This window comes from Acidovorax sp. GW458-11-26-14-TSB4 (genome assembly GCF_059423865.1).
Genome location: NZ_JBWKYR010000008.1, coordinates 85,692 through 105,967, shown reverse-complemented (window position 1 = coordinate 105,967; position 20,276 = coordinate 85,692). Strand labels below are relative to the sequence as shown.

At 66.2% G+C, this 20,276-nt stretch carries 13 protein-coding genes; 9 read left to right on the top strand and 4 right to left on the bottom strand.

Annotated elements, in window-relative coordinates:
* Position 1 precedes the first annotated feature (1 nt).
* The 9 genes from dapE (at position 2) to AC07X5_RS17825 (ending at position 12,547) form a co-directional block, all read left to right on the top strand.
* Entirely contained in the window at positions 2-1,165 is a 1,164-nt protein-coding gene (gene dapE, locus AC07X5_RS17865; RefSeq protein WP_494771239.1) for a succinyl-diaminopimelate desuccinylase, read from the top strand.
* Entirely contained in the window at positions 1,162-2,064 is a 903-nt protein-coding gene (prmB, locus tag AC07X5_RS17860) for a 50S ribosomal protein L3 N(5)-glutamine methyltransferase (RefSeq protein ID WP_494771238.1), read from the top strand. The genes dapE and prmB overlap by 4 nt, the downstream gene beginning before the upstream one ends.
* Entirely contained in the window at positions 2,061-3,113 is a 1,053-nt protein-coding gene (locus tag AC07X5_RS17855) for a glycosyltransferase family 2 protein (protein ID WP_494771237.1), read from the top strand. The genes prmB and AC07X5_RS17855 overlap by 4 nt, the downstream gene beginning before the upstream one ends.
* Positions 3,110-4,573 carry a DUF2142 domain-containing protein gene (locus AC07X5_RS17850; RefSeq protein WP_494771236.1) on the top strand — a complete coding sequence of 488 codons (1,464 nt, stop codon included), beginning with the start codon at positions 3,110-3,112 and terminating at the stop codon, positions 4,571-4,573. Before AC07X5_RS17855 ends, AC07X5_RS17850 begins: the two co-directional genes overlap by 4 nt.
* A 43-nt stretch (positions 4,574-4,616) precedes the next feature.
* Positions 4,617-4,964, top strand: coding sequence for a DMT family transporter (locus AC07X5_RS17845; protein ID WP_409960815.1), 348 nt, complete (start codon positions 4,617-4,619; stop codon positions 4,962-4,964).
* 59 nt (positions 4,965-5,023) lie between these two features.
* Positions 5,024-7,528 (top strand): DUF7657 domain-containing protein, encoded by a 2,505-nt coding sequence (locus AC07X5_RS17840; RefSeq protein WP_494771235.1) that lies wholly within the window; start codon positions 5,024-5,026, stop codon positions 7,526-7,528.
* Between the two features lie 259 nt (positions 7,529-7,787).
* Positions 7,788-9,848 carry an ABC-F family ATP-binding cassette domain-containing protein gene (locus AC07X5_RS17835; RefSeq protein WP_409962422.1) on the top strand — a complete coding sequence of 687 codons (2,061 nt, stop codon included), beginning with the start codon at positions 7,788-7,790 and terminating at the stop codon, positions 9,846-9,848.
* Positions 9,849-10,543: 695 nt separating this feature from the next.
* Positions 10,544-11,200, top strand: coding sequence for a hypothetical protein (locus tag AC07X5_RS17830; protein ID WP_409962420.1), 657 nt, complete (start codon positions 10,544-10,546; stop codon positions 11,198-11,200).
* Positions 11,201-11,392: 192 nt separating this feature from the next.
* On the top strand, positions 11,393-12,547 hold the full coding sequence (locus AC07X5_RS17825; RefSeq protein WP_494771234.1) for an ABC transporter substrate-binding protein: 1,155 nt from the start codon (positions 11,393-11,395) through the stop codon (positions 12,545-12,547).
* A gap of 175 nt (positions 12,548-12,722) precedes the next feature.
* Here AC07X5_RS17825 and phbB read toward each other — a convergent pair whose 3' ends face one another.
* The 4 genes from phbB to dnaE all read right to left on the bottom strand — a co-directional run bounded on the left by phbB (position 12,723) and on the right by dnaE (position 20,194).
* A complete protein-coding gene (phbB, locus tag AC07X5_RS17820) occupies positions 12,723-13,460 on the bottom strand; it encodes an acetoacetyl-CoA reductase (RefSeq protein WP_494771233.1) in 738 nt (245 codons plus the stop codon).
* Positions 13,461-13,721: 261 nt separating this feature from the next.
* Complete coding sequence (clpA, locus tag AC07X5_RS17815) at positions 13,722-16,070, bottom strand: ATP-dependent Clp protease ATP-binding subunit ClpA (protein WP_494771232.1); 2,349 nt, start codon at positions 16,068-16,070, stop codon at positions 13,722-13,724.
* A gap of 57 nt (positions 16,071-16,127) precedes the next feature.
* Positions 16,128-16,496 (bottom strand): ATP-dependent Clp protease adapter ClpS, encoded by a 369-nt coding sequence (gene clpS, locus AC07X5_RS17810; RefSeq protein WP_035203675.1) that lies wholly within the window; start codon positions 16,494-16,496, stop codon positions 16,128-16,130.
* 143 nt (positions 16,497-16,639) lie between these two features.
* Positions 16,640-20,194, bottom strand: a complete 3,555-nt coding sequence (dnaE, locus tag AC07X5_RS17805; RefSeq protein ID WP_494771231.1) for a DNA polymerase III subunit alpha — start codon at positions 20,192-20,194, stop codon at positions 16,640-16,642.
* Between the last annotated feature and the right edge of the window lie 82 nt (positions 20,195-20,276).

The window sequence follows — 20,276 nt, the reverse complement described above, 5'->3', positions numbered from 1 at the left end:
GATGTCCCGTACCCTGCACCTGGCCGAACAGCTGATCTCCCTGCCCTCCATCACCCCCGACGATGCGGGTTGCCTGGAGGTGCTGGCGGCACGGCTCGCCCCCCTGGGCTTTGTGTGCGAGCGCATCGACAGCGGCCCCGACAACTTCCGCGTGAGCAACCTCTGGGCGCGGCGCCCGGGTGCCGGTGCTGCGGCCAAGACCTTGGTGTTCGCGGGCCACACCGACGTGGTGCCCACCGGCCCGCTGGAACAATGGACCAGCAACCCCTTCGTGCCCACGCACCGCGATGGCAAGCTCTTTGGCCGCGGCGCCAGCGACATGAAGACCTCGATCGCGGCCTTCGTGGTGGCCGTGGAAGACTTCCTGGCCGCCACGCCCGATCCCGCGGTCACCCTGGCCCTCTTGCTCACCAGCGATGAGGAAGGCCCCTCGGTCGATGGCACCAAGGTCGTGGTCGAGCAGCTCAGTGCGCGCGGCGAGCGCCTGGACTACTGCATCGTGGGCGAGCCCACGTCGGTGGAGCGCACCGGCGACATGATCAAGAACGGCCGGCGTGGCACGCTCTCGGGCAAGCTTTCGGTGCGCGGCATCCAGGGCCACATCGCCTACCCGCAACTGGCGCGCAACCCCATCCACCAGGCCCTGCCGGCGCTGGCCGAACTGGCCGCGACCGAGTGGGACAAGGGCAACGCCTTCTTCCCGCCCACCAGCTGGCAGGTGAGCAACGTGCATGGCGGCACGGGTGCCACCAACATCATCCCCGGTGAGGTGGTGTGGGACTTCAACTTCCGCTTCTCGACCGAGTCCACGGCCGAGGGCCTCCAAAAGCGCGTGCATGCCGTGCTCGACGCCCACGGCCTTGATTACGAGCTGCGCTGGACCCTCGGGGGGCAGCCTTTCCTGACCACCCCGGGCGAACTGGTCACCGCCGTGCAGCAGGCCATCCTGGCCGAAACCGGCATTACCACCGAACTGTCCACCACGGGCGGCACCAGCGATGGCCGCTTCATCGCCCAGGTCTGCCCCCAGGTGATCGAGCTGGGCCCGCCCAACGCGAGCATCCACAAGATCGACGAACACATCGTGGTGACCGACATCGAGCCGCTGACCCACATCTACCGCCGCACGCTGGAAAACCTGCACGCCCAGGCGGTGGCCGCATGAGCGCGGTGCTGACGGGCGGCACCGTGGGTGCCGTGGTGCAGTCTGCAGCCGCCTTCCTCGACTCGGCCGGCCTGTCCTTCGGGCATGGGACTGCCAATGCGCACGATGAAGCCGCGTGGCTGGTGCTGTGGCGCCTGGGGTTGCCGCTTTCCAGCGACCTGTCGGACGCCCCCGACGCGGTGGGCGCCCAGGGCGTGACGGCCGAGCAACTGGCGCAGGTGCAGGCCTTGCTGCAGGAGCGCATCGCCACCCGCAAGCCCGCTGCCTACCTCACGCACGAAGCCTGGCTGCAGGGCGTCTCCTTCTATGTGGATGAACGCGCCATCGTGCCGCGCAGCTTCATCGCCGAGCTGCTGGCCGACGGCAGTGTGGACGAGTTCCTGAGCGACCAGACGCACCGCGTGCTGGACCTGTGCACCGGCAACGGCAGCCTGGCCGTGCTGGCCGCCATGGCATGGCCCGAGATCAGCGTGACCGGCGCCGACATCTCGGCCGATGCCCTGGAGGTGGCGCGCATCAATGTGGACCGCCATGGCTTGCAGGACCGGGTCACGCTGCAGCTGTCGGACGGCTTGTCGGCCTTGCCCGGCCCCTGGGACCTGATCCTGTGCAACCCGCCCTACGTCAATGCCGGCAGCATGGCGCAGTTGCCAGCCGAGTACCGGGCCGAGCCCGAGCTGGCGCTGGCCGGCGGTGCCGACGGCATGGACTTCGTGCGCCAACTGCTCAAGGATGCCCCTTCGCGCATGAGCGAGAACGCCGTGCTGCTGCTGGAGATCGGCAACGAGCGCGCGCACTTCGAAGCGGCCTTCCCGAACCTGCCGGTCTATTGGATCGATACCAGCGCCGGTGAAGACCAGGTGCTGCTCGTCACGCGGGAGGCGCTGGTCCAGCCATGAACAGCATCACCCCTCCCCTGGCCCTCTCGGCCCCCATGGCCCTGTCGGTATCCCCGGCGCCCACCCGCGTTGCCGTGGTCATTCCCTGCTACAAGGTCACCGCCCACGTGCTGGGCGTCATCGAGCGCATCGGCCCCGAGGTGCAGGGCATCTTTGCCGTGGACGACAAGTGCCCGGTGAACTCCGGCGCCTTCATCCAGCAGAACTGCACCGACCCGCGCGTGCAGGTGGTCTTCAACCCCGAGAACCTGGGCGTGGGTGGTGCGGTGATGCACGGCTACCGCCGCGCCATCGAGGCCGGCTACGACATCATCGTCAAGGTCGATGGCGACGGCCAGATGGACCCGCGGCTCTTGCCCGGCTTCATCGCCCCCATCCTGAGCGGCGAGGCCGACTACACCAAGGGCAACCGCTTCTTCGACCTCGAAGAGATCCACCAGATGCCGCGCATGCGCATCTTCGGCAATGCCGCCCTGTCCTTCCTGACCAAGATCTCCTCGGGCTACTGGCAGGTGTTCGACCCGACCAACGGCTACACCGCCATCCACGCGCGCGTGGCCAGCTACCTGCCGTTCGACAAGATCAGCCGCCGCTATTTCTTCGAGACGGACATGCTGTTCCGCCTGAACACCCTGCGTGCGGTGGTGGTGGACGTGCCCATGAACGCCCATTACGCGGATGAGGAAAGCAACCTCAAGATCAGCAAGATCCTGCCCGAGTTCACGGTCAAGCACCTGCGCAACTTCACGAAGCGCATCTTCTACAACTACTACCTGCGCGACATGTCGCTGGCCTCGATCGAGCTGCCCCTGGGGCTGCTGATGGTGTTGTTCGGCACGGCCTTCGGCGTGCTGCACTGGGTCAACTCCAGCGTCCACCAGGCCTACTCCTCGGCCGGCACGGTGATGCTGGCGGCCCTGCCCATCATCGCCGGGCTGCAGCTGCTGCTGGCCTTCATCGGGCACGACATCGCCTCGGTGCCGCAGCGGCCACTGCACAAGGTGCTGCACAGGAAGATCGAACTCGGCAGCAAGACGGCTGAGGCATGAGCGCTTCCGTCCAGCCCACCGCCGGGCGCCTTGCGGCGCGCGGCCCGGCGGCTCGTTTCGACCTGCGCGGCCCGCGCACGGGGGGCCTTCCCATGCTGGTGGGGGCGTTCCTGCTCGCGCTGCTGGTGGCATGGGGCCTGATGCGGCTCGTGCCCGCCTTCCAGTCGCCTGACGAGAATGTGCACCTTCTGCGCGCCGACATGATCGCCCACGGCCAGTGGACGCTGCGCAAGGACGAGCCGGACGAGGTCGGCAACCAGGGCGGCTACGTGGACCGCAACTTCATGGCCTTCACCTCGCGCATGCGCGCCATCTCCGGCACGGAGCGCGACTACACGGCATCGGCCAGCGCCCTCATGGACCAGGCTTCCGCGGAGCGCTGGGCGCACAAGGACCTGTTCGTCAACGCCGTGGGCACGGGCTATTACGCGCCCTTGATCTACCTGCCCCATGCGCTGGGCCTGCGCACCGCGCGCGCGCTCGACCTGTCGATGCGCGCCAGCTACGAGCTCACGCGCTTGCTGGTAGCGGCCACCGCGCTGGCCATGATCGCCTGGGCCTGGCGCGTGTTCACGCCCAATCTGCTGGTGCGCGCGCTGGTGCTCATGCCCATGGCCGTGTTCCAGATCATCTCGCCCACCATCGACGGCCTGAGCATCGCCGCGGCGCTGCTGCTGGCTGCGCTGTTCTCGGCGCGCTGCATGGCCCCGCGGGAGCAGGCGAACCCGCTGCAGGAGTACGCCCTCTACGCCTGCACCTTGCTGCTCGTGACGTCCCGCGTCAACCTCGCCCCGCTGCTGCTGCTGCCCCTGTGGCTGCTGGTGCGCCGGTTCTCGGCCGCGCACCTGCTGGCCTGGATCGCGCTGTGCATGGCCTGCGCCGGCTGGACCCTGTACGGCATCGCCACCACGGCGGACGCCCGCCTGGTGCGCAACCACGCCACCATCGAGATCCTGGCGATCTACCTGCAGGATCCGCTCGGATTTGCCCGCCTGGTCCTCGACACACTGCTTGACAGCGATACCGGCTACTTCTACGCCTACTCCTTCGTCGGCATGATGGGCTGGCTCGACGCCGCAGTCACCAAGGATGCGATGAAGGCAATCTGGTGCGCCCTGGCACTGGCGCTGGCGATGACCATCTGGTCCACGCGCTACCTGCGGCGTGATGCTGCCGCGCGTGGGCTGCTGCTGATCGTGGGGCTGGCCAGTTCGGCCATGGTCTTCCTCGCGCTGGCCATCAGCTGGAACGATTACCCGGTCGCCATCATCAGCGGCATCCAGGGCAGGTACTTCATCGTGCCCGCCCTGCTGGCCGCCACCGCACTGGGGCCCATGGGCCAGCCGGCTTCGCCGACCCAGCGCACCGTGGCCCACGTGCTCACGGCCGCCCTGGCCCTGGGCTCGCTCTATATCCTGGCCACGACCCTGTCCGAGCGGTACGCGCTGCGGCTCCTTTAACATCCCCGGGCCTGGCCCGCTCCTTCACCCGAAATTCCGATCCATGTACGTCTATTTCCTGACCATCCTTTGCGTGCTGGGCATTGCCATCGGCCAGATCCTGTTCAAGGTCAGCGCCAACTCCATGAACAAGACCGGCAGCTTCTTCGCCCTCGAAACCCTGGCCGTGTTCTTTGCCACCATGGTGCTGTACGGCATCACCTCCATCGGCTGGGTACTGATCCTGCGCAAGGCCGAGCTGGGCAAGGTCTACCCCTTCATGGCGCTGGCCTTCATCGTCGTGCCGCTGGCCAGCCGTTTCTTCTTCGGCGAACGCTTCGCGCCCGGCTACTTCGTCGGCACGGCCCTGATCATGTCGGGCATCGTGGTCACGGTGGCAGCGTCCCGATGAGTGCATGGCGCGCCTGCAAAGTGCCAGGGGCCAGCGCATGGCTGCTTGCCGCCTGGGCCATGGTCCTGGCCCTGGCACTTCTGTGGCCGGCAGGCACGCAGGCGCAGCAGCCCTTGCCGCCAGGCGTCTACGGCTTCGTCGACACGGTGGAGTACGACGCCGCCACAAGCATGGTGCGCATCACCGGCTGGTGCTACGACTCCCGGACCCAGCGCCTGCCCAAGGACTTCGTGGTGCGCATCGGCGACGCCGAGAAACGCATCGCCATTCCCGAGCGCAAGACCCGCTCCAGCGTCGGGGTCTATTTCCAGGACGGAGACCGCATCGCGCTGGAATTTGCGCTGGAGCTGCGCTACCCGCGCTACCTGGAGGGCGGCGAGCAGCCGGTTTCGGTGATTGCCCGGTTCGACGACGGCGCCCGCTTCAACGTCCAGGCTTCCTCGGCGGCGGCCGGCAAGATCAGCGGGCCAGGTACCCCGCCACGGCACTGGGTGATCGCCGCCGCCGTGGCCGGCGCCATTGCGCTGCTGCTGCTTCCCGGCTCCGGGCGCGTGCAGGCGCGCCTGGGCACCTGGGTCGGCGGCCATCGCCGGGTGGTGGCAGGCGGCATCGTGGGCATCTTCCTGGTGCTGGTGGGCATCGGCGCCACGGGTTCGTCGCTGGAACTGCTGCTGGGCCGCACGGACCAGGGCCCGCACCCCTTCCTGTCGCAGGACAGCGCCATGACCCATGTGGCAGGCCAGCCGCGCAGCGTGCGCTCCGACGACTGGATGGTGATCACCGCCAGCGCGCTGGCGCAGGCCAACCATGTGCCGCCCTTTCCAGTCGTCAACCGCAACCTGGGCCTTGATGGCCAGAACATGATGGTCATCGGCATGACAGGCGTGCCCGTGATGCATGTGTCGGCCCTGGCCCGCCCGGCGACCTGGGGCTTTTTCGCCCTGCCGCTGGGCCAGGCCCTGGCCTGGTACTGGTACTTCCCGTTCTTCGCCTGCCTGCTGGCGCTGTGGTGGCTGCTCGATGTGCTGGCGCCGGGGCGCCCGGGCCGCAACCTGGCGCTGTCGGCCTTATTCTGTGTGGCGCCCTACGCAGCGGGCTGGTCCCATTGGCCGCTGTATGTGGTGCTCTTCCCTTCGGGCGCGCTGGCCGCCACCCTGCTCATGCTGCGCAAGCCGCCCGGCGCCCGCCTGTGGTGGCTGGCAATCGCGCTGGGCTGGTTCCTGGCCGGATTTGCGCTGGTGCTGTACCCGCCCTGGCAGATCACCGTGGCCACGCTGTATGCCGTGGTGCTGGCTGCCTGGCTGGCCGACAACCGCCGGCAGCTTGCCTGGGGCCGGCACACGCCGCTGGCGTTTGCGCTGGCAGCCGGGCTCATGGCGGCCCTGCTCTACTTCTGGTGGGCCGACGCGCGCGAGGCCATCGCGGCCATGCGCAGCACGGTCTATCCCGGCCAGCGCGCCGCGCTGCGCGGTGGCGACCTGTCTCCCCTGATGCTGCTGCGTGGCTTCGGCAATGCCGATACCTTGTCCAACCTGCAGCACAGCGTCTTCAATGAAAGCGAGTTCGGCTCGTACATCCTGCTGCTGCTGGCCATCTGGTTCCTGGGCCTGCGGCACCTGCGCATGCAAGGGCCGCACCGCTGGATGATGGCGGCCTGCGCGGGCTTCACGGTGTTCGCGGTGGTGTTCGCCATCTGGGGCATACCGCTGGCCTTGTCCAGGGCGATGTTCTGGCACTACGTGTCCTCGTCCCGCATCGACCTCGCGCTGGCCCTGGCCTGCCTGCTGGTGGTGGCCTGCCTGCCCTCCTGGCAGGAGGGCGCCCGAACCCTGGCCGCCCCGGAGCCACCACAGCGGCGTACCGCTGCGGTGGTGCTGGGCCTGCTCAGCGCCGCAGTGGCGGCGCTGGCCATGGCGGGCGTTCCGGAGGATTACCATCCCCACCTGAGCACCACCTTGCTGGCCAGCATGGCCGTGGCCGTCGGACTGATGGCGTACTGGCTGGTGCAGGGCAAGGTGGCGCATTCCATCGTCCTGACCGCCGTGGTGTACGTGGCTGCCACGGTTGATTTCAATCCCGTGGGCCTGGGCCCTCCACACGTGGCGTTGAACGAGGCGGTGCAGCGCCATGTCATGGGCCCTCCCGGCTCCGATGGCAAGGCCCGGCCAAGGCGCGTGCTGGCACTGTTCCCCAGCACCTCCAATGCCATGACGCTGGCAGCTGCCGGCGTGCCCATGGTGAACGGGGTGTTCTACTACCCCCAGCCCAGTGTCTGGCGCGGCATGCACCTGCCAGCGCAGGACCAGGACACGGTAAACCGGTACCAGCACCTGAGCTTTGTGCAGGAAGTCATGCCGCCCCCGGCCAGCTACCGCGTGGTGAACCCCACGCCCGACAGCGTGCGCGTGCTGGTCGATCCGCGGCGTTTCGACTTTGCCCAGGCCGGCGCCCAGGTGGTGATGGCCAGCGAGCTGGTCCTGGAGCTGGGCGAGAACCCGCGCCTGCGCCTGCTGGGCCGGCATGAAGGCTGGGCCTGGTACGAGGTGGCTGCGGCCGCTCCGTAGATAGTTGCCTACAGGGTTTGCCCGGTATCGGCGACAATAGCGGGCTGTCCGGCCCGCACCCTGCGGCCGGGCTGCGGGGTGCAGCGGTATTGCCGCCATGCCATGGGGCCCGCCAAACTGCGCTGGCACGGGACCCGCAGATTGGGTGGCGAAGGTCCCCGCCGCCTGACACCCCCTTCAAGGATCACCCGATCCCCAACCTGGTTTACCTGGGCCTTGTGCTGCACGATGCGGCCATGGCGCCGTGATTGAGTACTGAATGATCAACCTGAAGAACATCGTCCTGCGCCGTGGCACCAAGGTGCTGCTCGACAGCGTCTCCGTGACCCTGAATCCGGGCGAGAAGGTCGGCCTGGTGGGCCGCAATGGTGCCGGCAAGTCCACGCTGTTCGCGCTGCTCAACGGCAGCCTGCACGAGGACGGCGGCGACTTTTCGATCCCGCGCCAATGGCGCATGGCACAGGTCGCGCAGAACATGCCCGAGACCGACGAGACGGCCACCGCCTTCGTGCTGGCCGGCGACACGCGCCTGGCCGAGCTGCATGCCGAGCTGGCACGGCTGGAGCAGAGCGATACGGCCCACGACGATGCCGACCATGGCATGGCCATCGCCCAGGTCTACACCGACCTGGCCGATGCTGGCGACCACGATGCCGTGCCGCGCGCCCAGGCGCTGATCCTGGGCCTGGGCTTCCAGGCGCACGAGCTGGAGCGCCCGGTCAACAGCTTCTCGGGCGGCTGGCGCATGCGCCTGCAGCTGGCGCGCGCGCTGATGTGCCCGTCGGACCTGCTGCTGCTCGACGAACCCACCAACCACCTGGACCTGGACGCCCTGGTCTGGCTCGAAGCCTGGCTCAAGAAGTACGCCGGCACCATGATCGTGATCAGCCATGACCGCGAATTCCTGGACGCCGTCACCAACGTCACGCTGCAGATCGACAGCGCCAAGCTCACCCGCTACGGCGGCAACTACAGCAAGTTCGAAGAGCTGCGCGCCCAGCAGATGGAGCTGCAGCAGGCGGCGTTTGCCAAGCAGCAGGACAAGATCGCCCACCTGCAGAAGTTCATCGACCGCTTCAAGGCCAAGGCCAGCAAGGCCAAGCAGGCGCAAAGCCGGGTCAAGGCCCTGGAGCGCATGGAAAAGGTGGCACCCCTGTTGGCCGAGGCCGAGTTCACCTTCGAGTTCAAAGAGCCCGTGAACCTGCCCAACCCGATGCTGGCGATCAGCGACGCGGCCTTCGGCTACACGACGGATGAAGAGGTCAAGACCATCCTCACCGGCGTGAGCAAGTCAGTGCTGGCCGGCCAGCGCATCGGCATCCTGGGTGCCAACGGCCAGGGCAAGTCCACGCTGGTCAAGACCATCGCGCGCGAGATGGCGCCCATTGCGGGCACCGTGACCGAGGGCAAGGGCCTGTCCATCGGCTACTTCGCCCAGCAGGAGCTGGACGTGCTGCGCCCGGGCGAGAACCCGCTGGAGCACATGATCCGCCTGGCGCGGGAGATGGGCGCCAATGCCCGCGAGCCCTCGCGCGAGCAGGACCTGCGCAGCTACCTGGGCAGCTTCAACTTCAGCGGCGACATGGTCAAGCAGGCCGTGGGCACCATGAGCGGCGGCGAAAAGGCGCGCCTGGTGCTGGCCATGATGGTCTGGCAGCGCCCCAACCTGCTGCTGCTGGACGAGCCGACCAACCACCTGGACCTGGCCACGCGCGAGGCGCTGTCCATGGCGCTCAACGAGTTCGAAGGCACCGTGATGCTGGTCAGCCACGACCGGGCCCTGCTGCGCGCCGTGTGCGACGAGTTCTGGCTGGTGGGCCGAGGCGTGGTCGGCCCGTTCGACGGCGACCTGGACGACTACCAGCGCTACCTGCTCGACGAGGCCAAGCGCCTGCGCGAATACTCGCGCCAGGCCGAGGCCGCGGCCATGAAGGCGGCAGCTGCCACACCGGCTGCTGTGGCAGCGGCACCGGCGCCCGCACCAGCGGCCCCTGCACCCAGCCCCGCCAAGGCACCGCCACCTGCTGCCGCCACGGGCGGCCGCGACCAGCGCAAGCTCGACGCCCAAAGCCGCCAGCAATTGGCGGAAAAGACCCGCCCCTTGAAAAAGGAGCTCGAACAGATCGACAAGCGGCTGGCCGCCCTGTCATCCGAGCGGGCAGACCTTGAGCACAAGCTCACCGAGGCCCTTCCCCCCGCCGAGATCGCCGAGTGCGGCCGCCGGCTCAAGGCCGGCCACGACGAGACGGCGCAGCTCGAAGAACGCTGGCTGGAAATTTCATCGGCGCTCGAAGAAATTTCGGCCACTGCCGGCGCCTAAGTTGTAAAACCCTGTAATTCATCACCCCTGTTTCCAGGTCTTACATATTGACCAGCTTGCATGAATTGCTACATTTTTTGCAGCAATCCGGTCCTGGAAATTTTTTGATTTTGGGTTGCATTTTTTTGCGAAACGCTGTCAACCGGGTGGCGAGCGGGTGCGTTGTTGGTACATCACAGGAGTTTTCCAACATGAACACCACCGCAATCTTGTCCGCCTGGCCCGAAGACGAACGCGACCGCAAGCGCGCACCGGCCCGCTTCTGAAGGTGTGGCAGCCCCTGGGTTCCGCCCGGGCCGCCCCTTCTTTTCACCGTTCACCCCCCTCCGACAGGAAAGCCCCGCCCCAGCGGGGTTTTTTTGCGTCCCGCGAAGTGCGCCGCCGCCTTGACTGCGCCTGCACTGCCTCAGGGTAGCCCGCCTCCTCCCCCAGCTTCGCCCTCTTCTTGCGCCGGTCCATGCCGCCGGTAGCCTGACCGCGCCCCATACAGCCGTCTTCCCTGACCAGTGGACACCTTGTCAAGCGCCTGGCGGTGCCAGTGGACAAGGCGGAGAACGCCCGTATGCCCCAGGCGCCCAACAATCCATGCATTGCCTGCCCGGTGCACACGCCCTCTCGCATCGAGGCAGAAGGCGGCCGGCGAGTCCCTCGCCGGTGACCGGGATACAACCAATGGAAAGGAAGACCTCTTGCGGATGGACTACTTGAGCCCGGCCAACCCGGCGCGTACCCGGCAATCCTTGCGCTTGGCATGCGCCAGCCTGGTGCTGGTGGCCCTGGGCGCCCTCACGCCGTCTGAAGCCGGCGCACAGACGCGCTACACCTGCCGCGACGACAATGGCAACCAGTACACCACGTGGCGCGCTTGCCCCCAGGGGATGAAAACCACCTCGGTATCGGCCGGCCCCACGGTGAGCGAGTACCGCAGCAGCGAACGCGCGCCCAGCCGCTCGGTCCCCTCCTCGCCCGCACCGGACCACCAGCAGTACATGAGCGAACGCTGCCGTACACTGAGCGATACCCTGCGCACGGCCTACTCCCGGAACATCAAGGCCGACGTGCAAAGCGGCATGCGCCGCGAGTTCGAGCGCGATTGCCGCGAGGAGGAAAGCGATGCCGCATCCCGCCTCCACAAGGAGCAACGCGAGGCACGCCAGCAGCGGCGCGAGGAAGACCGCCAGCAGCAGATGGCGCAGCAGGCCTCGGAGGCCGAAGAGGCGCGCCGCGGCCAGCAGTGTGCCGAATCGCGCCGCATCCTGCACCTCAAGAAGGCGCGCACAGACCTGACCGAAGGCGAGCGCAGCGACCTCAAGCGTTTCGAGGACGCGTACCTGGCGCGCTGCGCGCGCTGATGGCCGCTGGCGTCCCCTCCCCGGCTGGCACCAAGGATATCCGTTGTTCGGAAACGCTTTTTTTGACGTTTGTTACGCTGAAACGCTAGAATCAGGGTTTTCCCCATGGTTGCGCTATCCGTGCGATCAGGGCCTTGGCCACCACGGGCACCCCGTGGCAGCGCCTTTTACTTCGATCCATCGTCTCCTTCCATGCAACGTCGCCAGTTCACCCAGTCCCTTCTTGCCACCGCTGCGGGCCTCTCGCTCACGCCCTCCACCTGGGCCGGCCCCCAGGATCCCATCGACGCCAAGGTGGTCACCATCGGCTGCTCCCTGGGCCTGACGGGCCCTCTGGCCAGCCTGGGCAAGGAGCTCAAACAAGGGCTGGATGCGGGCATTGCCCAGGCCAACGCTCGCAGCGGCGGCACGCATGGCCGCGAACTGCGCCTGCTGGCGCTCGACGATGGCTACGAGCCCGCCCGTTCGGAAGAGAACGTGCGCAAGCTGATTGCCGATGGCAATGTGGCCGCGCTGCTGTCGTGCATGGGCACGCCCAACAACCAGCGCATCATGCCGCTGGTCGATGAAGCACAGATCCCCTACGTGGCCCCGCAGAGCGGCGCCTCCTCGCTGCGCAAGCCCGAGTACCGCTCGGTCTTCCATGTGCGCGCCGGCTACTCCGATGAAGCCCAGCGCCTGGCCAAGAAACTCGTGGCCATGGGCATCACCGACCTGGCCGTGGTTTACCAGGACACGGTGTTCGGACGCGAATTCCTGGCCGATGTGAACAGCGCCCTCAAGAGCGTCAACCAACCCGCCCCCAAGGCCTTCAAGCTCGACGCCAAGGGCGAGCAGGTGGCCCAGGTGGTGCAGCAGACCCTCGGCGCCAAACCCATGACGGTGCTGCTGGGCACGGCCGGCGACGTGAGTGCCGCGCTCGTCAACGAGTTCCGCAAAGTTTCGGCCAGCACGCCCCTGGCTGCCACCAGCGTCGCCTTCAGCGGCGAAAACATCCGCCAGCTCGGCGCCAAAGCCGGTGGCCTGGCGGTGTCAATGGTCATGCCCGATGCCACCCGCACCAGCGTGGCCCTGGTGCGCGATTACCAGCGCGCCATGCGCGCCGTGAACCAGCAGGAGTTTTCCTCGCGCAGCTTCGAAGGCTATGTGAATGCCCGCGTGCTGATCGACGGCCTGGACCGCGCTGGCAAAGACCTCAGCCGCGCCAAGCTGCGCTCGGCCCTGGCCGGCATGCGCAGCAACGACATGGGCGGCTTCCTGGTGGACTTCGCGGGCGGAGCGCCCTATGTGGGGTCGAAGTTCATCGACCTGGGCATCATGGGCTCCAATGGCCGATTCGTTGGCTGAGGCTGAATAAAGCTCTTGTGGCGTCGTTGCTGCGCCTTGTCATACCAAAAGTAGCCCTGGCCAGAACCGCTGCGCTGAGCTTTCTCCAGACCTCGAAACTCTCGTTGGCTCCAGAAAACAAAAAACCCGCCGAGGCGGGTTTTTTGTTGCGCGTTAGACGCAATCTGCTGCGGCATCAGCCCATGTGCAGGCCGCCGTTGACCGAGAAATCGGCGCCGGTGGCGTAGCCGCCCTCTTCCGAAGCCAGCCAGGCGATGATGGAGGCGATTTCGCTGGGTTCGCCCAGGCGCTTGACGGGCACGGTGGCGACGATCTTTTCCAGCACGTCGGGGCGGATGGCCTTGACCATGTCGGTGCCGATGTAGCCCGGGCTCACGGTGTTCACCGTCACGCCCTTGGTGGCCAGCTCCTGCGCCAGGGCCATCGAGAAGCCGTGCATGCCGGCCTTGGCGGCCGAGTAGTTGGTCTGGCCGGCCTGGCCCTTTTCGCCGTTCACGCTGCTGATGTTGACGATGCGGCCCCAGCCCTTTTCCACCATGTCGGCCACCACCTGCTTGGTGACGTTGAACATGCTGTTCAGGTTGGTCTCGATCACGGCGTCCCAGTCCTCGCGGGACATCTTGAGGAACATGCGGTCGCGCGTGATGCCGGCGTTGTTCACCAGCACGTCGATGCTGCCGTGCTCGGCCTTGGATTTGGTGAAGGCTTCGACCGTGGAATCCCAGTCGCCCACATTGCCCACGGACGCGTAGAAGGTATAGCCCAGTGCCTTTTGTTCCGCCAGCCACTTGGCGTGGTCGCGGGTCGGGCCGCAGCCCGCAATGACCTTGAAGCCTTCCTTGTGCAGGCGCTGGCAGATAGCCGTTCCGATGCCCCCCATGCCCCCGGTGACGTACGCGACTTTCTGGCTCATGTAATTACTCCTTGATTAAAGTGATGCGCTCCCGTGCCACTCTACCCAAGAAACATGGCGCAATCCTGAAGGAAAACACTGAGCGGCCTTTCTTTTTGATGCAACAAAGCGTGTGATAGCCTGCGCTGTTGCGGACGCCACGCTGATGCCCCGCAGGCCCGGCGTGCCCTGGCTATCCGCCCTCGCGCCGACCGCCGCATGCACCATGAAAAAAGCCCGCAGCGGGTGCTGCGGGCTTTGCTCAGGTGAAAGGCCGGCGGCTCAATCTGCCGTGGCTTCTTCGGGCTCGGTGGGCTCGGACTTGGCCGAGCGTTCCTTCTTGGGAAGGGGCTGGATGTCCAGCAGCACTTCCGGCTGTTCCACGCCCTTCTCGTCGACCTTCATCTCGATGTCCACCGTGAGGCGGCCACCTTCGGTGAGGCGTCCGAAAAGCAGTTCGTCGGCCAGCGCGCGGCGGATGGTGTCCTGGATCAGGCGCTGCATCGGGCGCGCGCCCATGAGCGGATCGAACCCCTTCTTCGCCAGGTGCTTGCGCAGCGTGTCGGTGAAGGTGACCTCCACCTTCTTCTCGGCCAGTTGCGTCTCCAGCTGCAAGAGGAACTTGTCCACCACGCGCAGGATGATCTGCTCGTCGAGCGCCTTGAAGTTGACGATGGCATCCAGCCGGTTGCGGAACTCGGGCGTGAACAGGCGCTTGATGTCGCCCATCTCGTCGCCCGCCTGGCGCGGGTTGGTGAAGCCGATCGTCGCCTTGTTCATGGTCTCGGCGCCAGCGTTGGTCGTCATGATGATCAGGACGTTGCGGAAGTCAGCCTTGCGACCGTTGTTGTCCGTCAGCGTGCCGTGGTCCATCACCTGCAGCAACACGTTGAAGATGTCCGGATGCGCCTTCTCGATCTCGTCGAGCAGCAGCACCGCGTGCGGCTTCTTCGTGATGGCTTCGGTCAACAGGCCACCCTGGTCGAACCCGACATAGCCCGGGGGCGCACCGATCAGGCGGCTCACGGCATGGCGTTCCATGTATTCCGACATGTCAAAGCGCAAAAGCTCGATGCCCATGATGTAGGCCAGCTGCTTGGCGGCCTCGGTCTTGCCCACGCCCGTGGGGCCGCTGAACAGGAACGAGCCGATCGGCTTGTCGCCCTTGCCCAGGCCGGAGCGTGCCATCTTCACCGAGCTGGCGAGCACTTCCAGGGCCTTGTCCTGGCCGAACACCACGCTCTTCAAGTCACGCTCCAGCGTCTGCAGCTTGCTGCGGTCGTCGTTGGAGACATTGGCCGGCGGGATGCGCGCGATCTTGGCCACGATCTCTTCGATCTCGGCCTTGCCGATGGTCTTCTTGCGCTTGCTCGGCACCATGATGCGCTGGGCGGCACCGGCTTCGTCGATGACGTCGATCGCCTTGTCGGGCAGATGGCGGTCATTGATGTACTTGGCGCTCAGCTCGGCCGCAGCCTGCAGGGCGGCCGTGGCGTACTTCACACTGTGGTGTTCTTCGAAGCGCGACTTCAGGCCCTTCAGGATGTCGATGGTCTCGGCCACCGTGGGCTCGACCACGTCCACCTTCTGGAAGCGGCGCGACAGCGCGGCGTCTTTTTCGAAGATGCCACGGTACTCCGTGAAGGTGGTGGCGCCGATGCACTTGAGCTGGCCGCTGGACAGCGCCGGCTTGAGCAGGTTGGACGCATCGAGCGTGCCCCCCGAGGCTGCGCCCGCACCGATCAAGGTGTGGATCTCGTCGATGAACAGGATGGCGTTGGGCTTGTCCTTGAGCGACTTGAGCACACCCTTGAGGCGCTGCTCGAAATCACCGCGGTACTTGGTCCCGGCCAGCAGCGCGCCCATGTCGAGCGAGTACACCACGGCCTCGGCCAGGATCTCGGGCACGTCGTTCTGCGTGATGCGCCAGGCCAGGCCCTCGGCGATGGCGGTCTTGCCCACGCCGGCCTCACCCACCAGCAGCGGGTTGTTCTTGCGGCGGCGGCACAGGATCTGGATGGTGCGCTCGACCTCGTAGTTGCGCCCGATCAGCGGATCGATCTTGCCATCCTTGGCGGCCTGGTTCAGGTTCTGCGTAAACTGCTCCAGCGGAGAGGCCTTCTCGTTGCGTTCGGCAGAGCCTCCCTCCTCGCCCTCGGCCTGGTTCTCGGCCTTGGCGGGCTCTGGTGGCTCACCCTTCTTGATGCCGTGGGCAATGAAGTTGACCACGTCCAGGCGCGTCACGCCCTGCTGGTGCAGGTAGTACACGGCGTGCGAGTCCTTCTCGCCGAAGATGGCCACGAGCACGTTGGCTCCGGTGACTTCCTTCTTGCCGTTGCCGGTGGACTGCACGTGCATGATGGCGCGCTGGATCACGCGCTGGAAACCCAGCGTGGGTTGCGTGTCCACCTCATCGGTGCCGGCCACCTGGGGGGTGTTGTCCTTGATGAAGTTCGACAGCGACGAACGCAGATCGTCGATATTGGCCGAACACGCGCGCAGCACCTCCGCTGCGCTGGGGTTATCAAGCAGTGCAAGCAGCAGATGCTCCACGGTGATGAACTCGTGGCGCTGCTGGCGGGCCTCGACGAAGGCCATGTGCAAGCTGACTTCCAGTTCTTGGGCAATCATGTGAACTCCTTTGTGCTTGCGTGGAATGGATAACTGTAGATCGGGACGAAAAACCTGTTATTCAACAGGTTCACTGACACATTGCAGCGGGTGCCCGGCCTTGAGGGCCGCATCCAGCACCTGCTCGACCTTGGTGGCCGCCACGTCGCGCGAATACACGCCGCAGACGCCTTTGCCGTCGAGGTGGATCTTGAGCATGATCTGGGTCGCCTGCTCCCGGTCCTTGCTGAAGAACTCCTGCAGCACCACGATCACGAACTCCATGGGCGTGTAGTCGTCATTGAGCATGACCACCTGGTACATCTGTGGCGGCTGGGTCTTTTGCGTGCGTCTTTCCAGCACGACCGAACCGCCGTCATCCCGCGCAGGCCTGGTGACAGGCGGCGCGGCTTTGGGAGAAGGTGGTTTTGTTGCCATGAATTTCATTCTAGCGACACGCGCGTAACGCTGCCGCAGGAGAAATCTGATGTTCATCCGTTTTTTTTCAAGGCTGGCCTGAGCAATATTCTTGCCAGGCCATATGCAGACCGACAAAACACCCTTTGGGCGAATATGAAACGGCAGCCCTCCTAGTCATAAACCACGGTCGCCGAGCCGGCTCCAACCTGCGCGCTCCAGGCGGCCAGGGCAGCATCACTGGGGTAGAAGCGGCTGCTGTCGGACAGCTGGATCTCGGCGACGGCCGTGGCGCTGCCGGCGGCCCCCTGGGGGGTGCCCGTGCAGCGCAGCCCCATGCGCACGCGCAGGCCGTGCAGCAGGTCGCCCTCGGGCGCCTCCTCGCGGCGCGGCGGGAACTCGCGCAGCAGTTTCTGCACCTCGGGCGCCTTGTCATTCACCACCACATGCAGGTACTTGCCGAAGCGCGCGCGCGCGCCGGCCAGGTCCCACACCTGCTGCACTTTCACGCGCAGGCCGCCGCTGAAATGGTCCAGCTGCAGCCGGCCCATCATCACCACGAACTCGTCCTCCTTGAGCTGGTTCCTGTAGGTGTTGATCAAGGCTTCGTCGGCCGAGGCCTCGATCACGGCCGACTTGTCGTCCAGCTTGAACAGCGCAAGCTTGCCGCGCTGGCCGTTGATGACCCGGAAGTCGCTGATGATGCCGGCCAGGATCTGCGGCTCGCGGCTGTCCAGCAGCTCGTCGATCTGCGTGCGCACGAAGCGCCGCACCTCCACCGCCACCTCGTCGAACAGGTGGCCCGAGAGGTAGAAGCCCACCGCCGTCTTCTCCAGCGTCAGGCGCTCCTTGATGCCCCAGGGCGTCACGTCCACCAGGTCGGGTTCCTGCGTGCTCGATCCATGGGCGTCGTCGCCCATCATGTCGAACAGGCCGCCCTGGTTGACGTTGGCCAGCGAGGCCGCGGCGAAGTCGAAGGCCCGGTCGATGGAAGCCACCAGCGAAGCGCGGTTGAGGTTGAGCGAGTCGAAGGCGCCGGCCTTGATCAGTGCCTCCACCGTGCGCTTGTTCATGCGCGCGCGGTCCACGCGCAGGCAGAAGTCGAACAGGCTCTTGAACGGACCCTTGATGGAACCGTTGGGGCCTTCGCCGCGCCCTTCGCGCGCCGCCACGATGGCCTCGATGGCCGCCTGCCCACCGCCCTTGACGGCCCCCAGGCCGTAGCGGATGACCTTGTCGGTCACCGGCTCGAAGCGGTACATGCCGCGGTTCACGTCGGGCAGCTCGAAGTTCATGCCGAAGTTCTTGCGCGCGTCCTCGAACAGCACCTTGAGCTTGTCGGTGTCGTCCATTTCCACCGTCATGTTGGCGCAGAAGAACTCGGCCGTGTAGTGCACCTTGAGCCAGCCGGTGTGGTAGGCCAGCAGCGAGTAGGCGGCCGCGTGCGACTTGTTGAAGCCGTAGCCCGCGAACTTTTCCATCAGGTCGAACACCTCGTCGGCCTTCTCCTCGCTGATGCCCTGCTTGGCGGCACCGGCGCGGAAGATCAGCCGGTGCTCGGCCATCTCCTCGGCCTTCTTCTTGCCCATGGCGCGGCGCAGCATGTCGGCGCCGCCCAGGCTGTAGCCGCCCAGCACCTGGGCGGTCTGCATCACCTGCTCCTGGTAGACCATGATGCCGTAGGTCTCGGCCAGCACCTTCTCCACCAGCGGGTGCGGGTACTCCACCACTTCCTTGCCATGCTTGCGGTTCACGAAGCTGGGGATCAGGTCCATGGGACCCGGGCGGTACAGCGCGTTCAGCGCGATCAGGTCCTCCAGCCGGCTCGGGCGCGCTTCGCGCAGCATGCCCTGCATGCCACGGCTTTCAAACTGGAACACGGCCTCGGTCTTGCCGTCGGAGAAGAGCTTGTAGGTCGGTCCGTCATCGAGCGGGATGGCCTCGAAGGCGAAGTTCTCCTGGCCCTTGTGGCGCTTCATGATGAACTCGCGCGCAATCTCCAGGATGGTGAGCGTGGCCAGGCCCAGAAAGTCGAACTTCACCAGACCGATGGCCTCCACGTCGTCCTTGTCGTACTGGCTCACGGCCGATTCGCTGCCCGGCTGCTGGTACAGCGGGCAGAAGTCGGTGAGCTTGCCCGGCGCGATCAGCACGCCCCCGGCGTGCATGCCGATGTTGCGCGTCATGCCCTCGAGCTTCTGCGCCATCTCGATGACGGTCCTGACGTCCTCCTCCTTGCGCACACGCTCGTAGAGCATGGGCTCGAGCTCCAGCGCGTAGTTGTTCTTGTCGCCATCCTTCTTGACTTCAGGCGGGTACTGCAGCGTATAGGACATGCCGGGCTTGCCCGGCACGAGCTTGGAGATGCCGTCGCAGAAGGTGTAGCTCATGTCCATCACGCGGCCCACGTCGCGGATGGCTGCCTTGGCGGCCAGCGTTCCGAACGTGGCGATCTGGCTCACGGCGTTCTTGCCGTACTTTTCCTTCACGTAGTCGATCACCCGGTCGCGGTTGGACTGACAGAAGTCGATGTCGAAGTCGGGCATGGACACCCGCTCGGGGTTCAGGAAACGCTCGAACAGCAGGTTGTATTCGAGCGGATCGAGGTCGGTGATCTTGAGCGCATAGGCCACCAGCGAGCCGGCGCCCGAACCCCGGCCCGGGCCCACGGGGCAGCCGTTTTCCTTGGCCCACTGGATGAAATCGCCCACGATGAGGAAGTAGCCGGGGAAGCCCATCTTGAGGATGGTGCCGATCTCGAACTCCAGCCGCTCCACATAGCGTGGGCGCTGCGCTTCACGGTCGGCCTCTTTCGGGAACAGCAGCTTCAGGCGCTCTTCCAGGCCTTCGAAGGACGCATTGCGAAAGTGCTGGTCGATCGGTATGCCGCCGGGCGTGGGAAAGTCCGGCAATTGCGGCTTGCCCAGCACCAGGGTCAGGTTGCATCGCTGGGCGATCTCCACTGTGTTGGCAATCGCCGAGGGAATGTCGGCGAACAGCGCCTGCATCTGGGCCGAGGACTTGAAATACTGCTCGCGCGTGAAGCGGCGCACCCGGCGCGGGTTGGCCAGGATCTCGCCTTCGGCGATGCACACGCGCGCCTCGTGAGCCTCGTAGCCCTCGGCATCGGCGAACTGCACCGGGTGGGTGGCCACCACGGGCAGGTGCAGGCGCGCGGCCAGTTGCGCGGCGGCCAACACGTGGGCCTCGTCGTCGGGGCGGCCGGCGCGCTGCAGCTCGATGTAGAAGCGGTGCGGGAAGATGCCCGCCAGGCGCAGCGCCAGGTCAGCGGCACCGGCGTCGTCGCCCTTGAGCAGGGCCTGCCCCACGGGGCCGGCCTGGGCGCCCGAGAGCAGGATCAGCCCTTCGGACAGTTCCTGCAGCCATTCCCAGGTGCACACGGCGACGTTCTTGACGATGTTGCGCGTCCAGGCGCGGGCCAGCAGTTCCGACAGGCTGAGGTAGCCCTGCCGGTTCTGCACCAGCACGATCATGCGCGAGGGCGGGGCCGTGCCCTCGCCCTCCAGGAAGATCTCGGCGCCCAGCAGGGGCTTGACGCCCTTGCCCCGGGCTTCCTTGTAGAACTTGATGGCGCCGAAGAGGTTGTTGAGGTCGGTGATGGCCAGGGCGGGCTGGCCATCGGCGGCGGCGGCCTTGGCCACCTCGTCGATGCGGTTGGTGCCGTCGACGACGGAATACTCGGTGTGCAGGCGCAAGTGAACAAACATGGACTCCATTGTAGAAAGCCCGGTGCATCCCGTAACCGAAACGTTTGCGACAGTGAGATTCAGGAGCCGGGAGCGGCCGGTA